The sequence below is a fragment of the Rhodothermales bacterium genome (assembly GCA_013002345.1).
Taxonomy (GTDB): Bacteria; Bacteroidota; Rhodothermia; order Rhodothermales; family JABDKH01; genus JABDKH01.
In genome coordinates this window covers 1-3,595 of the sequence record JABDKH010000355.1, presented here as the reverse complement: position 1 = coordinate 3,595, position 3,595 = coordinate 1, and the positions used below count along the sequence as shown (strand labels likewise).

The 3,595-nt window shown below is 60.8% G+C and carries 7 protein-coding genes; 1 reads left to right on the top strand and 6 read right to left on the bottom strand.

Going from position 1 to position 3,595, the window contains the following annotated elements:
• Positions 1-241 precede the first annotated feature (241 nt).
• From HKN37_16720 to HKN37_16700, 5 genes are all read right to left on the bottom strand, one after another.
• Positions 242-532, bottom strand: coding sequence for a type II toxin-antitoxin system RelE/ParE family toxin (locus tag HKN37_16720; GenBank protein NNE48297.1), 291 nt, complete (start codon positions 530-532; stop codon positions 242-244).
• On the bottom strand, positions 529-801 hold the full coding sequence (locus HKN37_16715; GenBank protein ID NNE48296.1) for a type II toxin-antitoxin system Phd/YefM family antitoxin: 273 nt from the start codon (positions 799-801) through the stop codon (positions 529-531). Before HKN37_16715 ends, HKN37_16720 begins: the two co-directional genes overlap by 4 nt.
• A gap of 200 nt (positions 802-1,001) precedes the next feature.
• Positions 1,002-1,175, bottom strand: coding sequence for a type II toxin-antitoxin system RelE/ParE family toxin (locus tag HKN37_16710; protein ID NNE48295.1), 174 nt, complete (start codon positions 1,173-1,175; stop codon positions 1,002-1,004).
• Between the two features lie 121 nt (positions 1,176-1,296).
• Positions 1,297-1,479 (bottom strand): hypothetical protein, encoded by a 183-nt coding sequence (locus HKN37_16705; protein NNE48294.1) that lies wholly within the window; start codon positions 1,477-1,479, stop codon positions 1,297-1,299.
• Between the two features lie 77 nt (positions 1,480-1,556).
• Positions 1,557-1,793, bottom strand: coding sequence for a hypothetical protein (locus HKN37_16700; GenBank protein NNE48293.1), 237 nt, complete (start codon positions 1,791-1,793; stop codon positions 1,557-1,559).
• Between the two features lie 175 nt (positions 1,794-1,968).
• Between HKN37_16700 and HKN37_16695 the strand changes: the two genes are divergently transcribed.
• On the top strand, positions 1,969-2,232 hold the full coding sequence (locus HKN37_16695; protein ID NNE48292.1) for an AbrB/MazE/SpoVT family DNA-binding domain-containing protein: 264 nt from the start codon (positions 1,969-1,971) through the stop codon (positions 2,230-2,232).
• Positions 2,233-2,762: 530 nt separating this feature from the next.
• Here HKN37_16695 and HKN37_16690 read toward each other — a convergent pair.
• Positions 2,763-3,440, bottom strand: coding sequence for a hypothetical protein (locus HKN37_16690; protein ID NNE48291.1), 678 nt, complete (start codon positions 3,438-3,440; stop codon positions 2,763-2,765).
• Positions 3,441-3,595 lie beyond the last annotated feature (155 nt).

Sequence of the window (3,595 nt, the reverse complement as noted above, 5' to 3'; positions counted from 1 at the left end):
GAACATAGGGAGGCTCATCGGTCCCGGGGGCAGCGCAGGCCCCCAACAACGGAGCCAAGGATAGGATGCCGAGCGCACTCGCAAGTCGCATTGGGCCACCTGCTTCGATGGGATGTCTAACGTCCTGGAATTCTGCTGCCGCACCCGCCTGGGAAGCAAACCACAGGGCGTCACCAGAGATGTCGAGTAGCCCATGCGGACTGCAGCAATTCCATGTTAGGAAGAGCACGGCCCCGTCTTCCTACCCCTTCTCGTCAGGGAACCGCTGGCGGTAGTGGCTAAGGACCAGGATCTCGACCCGGTCCGCATGGATTTCGTAGACCACCCGATACGGCTCGTACAGGATCTCACGGACTGAGTCGTCACCCCATTCGGGCACGACACGACCCTGAGTCGGCAGATCCGTCAGCAGAGAGGTCCGTTCAATTAGCCCATCGAACCAAGCCGTCGCGGCGTTCGGCCAATCGTCACTGATTCGCTCGACTGCGCCGAGAACCTGCCGGCGTGCAGTAGGCGACCATACGACCCTCACCGAGCGAGACGGTCTCGTACCTCAGCGACTACCTGCTCTTGCGGAATCCCTTCGCCTCGCGCCAGCTCGGCCTTCGCCTGACGGATCTCGCGGATCAGTTCGACCTCGTCGATCAGCGCCTCGTAGTGCTCGACGTCTAAGACCACTGCCGCACTGCGACCGTGCTGCGTGAGCACCAGCGGGCGGCGGGTCTCCCTGAGTTGACGAAGGAGTCCTGCGGCATTTGCCCGGAATGCGGATAGGGGGTGTACGTCTTGGCTTGGCTTCATTCGACCCTCCTGTCGATACCCTATATGATACCACAGGACGTACTAATACGCGAAACTCCTCGATCGGTTCACCGCTCTTCCTAACGTCCCGGAATTCTGCTGCCGCACCCGCACGGTTGGCAAACCAGGGCGCTACCAGAGATGCCCTCGAAGCCTTCGCGGACAGCAGCAATTCCATGTTATGGAGCGCCGCTGCCCGGTCACTCATCGAAGAGTCGGAAGGGGAACAGCATGGACGAGCGGTAAACCGTGAGAAGCACCGCCAACTCTCCGTCGAGTCGATAAACGATCCGGTAGTCGCCGACGATGAGTTCGCGAAGATCCTCTCGAGCGAGCTCTGGTACCACCCGGCCGGACTTTGGGAAGAGCTCGATCCTGGAGGTGGCTCCACGAGACGCTCCACGACTACACGGCCGTAGCGAGGTGAGTCGCGCTCGATGAAGTCGCGAATGGACTCCAGGTCCTGCACCGCCTGCTCAGTCCAACGGAGAACTGTCACCCGAGAAGGCGGCGCTTCGCTTCCTCGTGGCTAACCGTCCTGCCGGCTTCTGCTTGCTGCAGCCCCTTCTCGACCTTTGCGAGGAAATAAAGCCGCTCCATCGCGTCCTCGACTGTCGCGTCATCGGGAAGCTCGCGGACCGCGTCCAGAACGCGCTCTTTGACGTTGGGTTCTGCCATGACTGGACCGTTGGTAGGGTGGGGTCATTTAGTCTACACCCGAGGCGTCGGAAATCGCCATGCGCGTCTGGGACCTCCTACTTCCTGAGCAGTTCCGGGAAGCGGTCGGCGTCAAACCACATCTTACCGTCCTTCGCCATTGTCCAAGGATCCGTAAGTTCACGACGATGCGGCAGGACCTCAACGGACTCAGCCCGGTGAAGTGCCTGCCTGACCGCACGCCGAAGCCTCCGGTTCGCCAGTCGTTTGTCGTGCTTCTCCGACTGGGCGGTGGTTATCCCAGATATCGGAGTCTGTTTCGCTGATCTAGCCATCGGTCCGCGCTCTATAACGTCCCGGAATTCTGCTGCCGCACCCGCCCGGTTGGCAAACCAAGGGCGTTACCAGAGATGCCGAATAGCCTTCGCGGACTGCAGCAATTCCTTGTTAGGAGGCTGCGGTTGTACCATCTTACTGGTAAGATCATTGTGCCGAGGGAGCCCAGTTTTCATGGTCAAACCAGCCACCACTAAGCTCTCTTCTCGCGGGCAGGTCGTCATCCCAGAGGAGATCCGGACGCGGCTAGGGCTCGAGCCCGGAGCTCAGTTCGTTGTCGTAGGTGAAGGCGACGTCGTCGTGCTCAAGGCCCTCAAGCCACCGAAGTTGGCCGACTTCAAGGCCCTTCTCGACAAGGTTCGGGAGTCGGCCGAGGCCGCGGGAATCACCGAAGAGGAGGTCGAACGAGCTATTCGCGAGGTGCGAGGACGGAAGTGAAGGTAGTCCTGGACACCAACGTCTTGGTTTCCGGGATCTTCTTCGCCGGTGTACCCGGCCAAGTCCTTGAAGCATGGGCCGCTGACAGCTTCGAACTCGTCTCAGCCCGGCAATCTTCGACGAGTACTTCCAGACCTGCGCTCGGCTTGCGGCCTCCCGTCCCGGACTGGAATACGAAGCGGTCCTCGCAACGATCATTGGCCACGGCACACTCGTCGCCGACCCTGAAGAGGAAGAGGACATCACGGCCGACGCGGACGACGACAAGTTCCTGCTCTGCGCCCACTCAGCTGGGGCCCTCGTCGTTTCTGGAGACTCGGACCTCTTGCACGTGTCGGGGTGGCGAGGAGTGGAAGTCCTCAAGCCACGCGCCTTCCTCGACGTTCTCGGAGACCCTGCAGCCTCCTAACGTCTCGGAATTCTGCTGCCGCACCCGCACGCTTCGCAAACCACAGGCGTTACTAGACTAGCCGGATAGCCTTCGCGGACAGCAGCAATTCCATGTTAGGTCGCGCACCCCGAGGCTATCACTAACCAGGCTCCATGAGCCCGATGAGATCTTCGAACTCCGCAAGCAGCGCCTTGCCCTGGGTGACCATCAGCTCCGTCATGAAGCGATCGAAGGCGTAGAACTTCGTGGCATTCAGTTGGACACTCGAACTGGCGGTGGTCAACGTTCCGTCGAACGAGATGACGTCGCTATAGTCGAACAGGATCGATCCGGTCCCGAGAATCGCTTCCGGGTTGAGATACGACTGCACCAGAAAGACCTGGTTCCTCAGATAGTCCTCAGACACAGAGGCAAGCCCGGCGAGGCGAGCCCGCAATTCGCGATCCTCCAAGAGCGCCAGATCCCCCGACTGAATTAGGAGATCCAAGACCCCGAGGGACGGGTCGTAGCTCACCACACCAGCCAAACTTGCCTGGAGGGCACGAACCGAATCTGCGGACAAACCCTTCGCCTGGGGAGTCAGCTCATTGAGGAGAATCCCGATGCGTAGCGCTCTCAACTCCTGTTCGGCCAGCGCTACACTCAGGTCCCCGGCGTTACGAACTAGCTCCGCCTGGAGGTCTTCCATCAGGACGGCCCGACGCCCTCGTTCCTCGCGTGCGTCCCACCCCGCGTCGATCCCGAACGCAAAGAGGATCGAGGCGACAATTACCAGACCCTCGACCACCACTCGCAGCCACGGAATCTGTGTCTTCAAGGTCTATAGTCCTCGGCGAATATTTCGCGCGACCTAACGTCTCGCGATTCTGCTGCGCGGCCTGGATGAACACAAGCGCGAAGCGCTTCCCACCATGCCAACCCGCGACTGCAGCAATCGCTTGTTAGGTAGCGCGCGGTCGCGCTGGCTCGGCC

Bases quoted from the DNA above. Each gene is read 5' to 3' on its own strand.
- HKN37_16715 (NNE48296.1), bottom strand. From the start codon at position 801: ATGAAGCCAAGCCAAGACGTACACCCCCTATCCGCATTCCGGGCAAAT.
- HKN37_16705 (NNE48294.1), bottom strand. From the start codon at position 1,479: ATGGCAGAACCCAACGTCAAAGAGCGCGTTCTGGACGCGGTCCGCGAG.
- HKN37_16700 (NNE48293.1), bottom strand. From the start codon at position 1,793: ATGGCTAGATCAGCGAAACAGACTCCGATATCTGGGATAACCACCGCC.
- HKN37_16695 (NNE48292.1), top strand. From the start codon at position 1,969: ATGGTCAAACCAGCCACCACTAAGCTCTCTTCTCGCGGGCAGGTCGTC.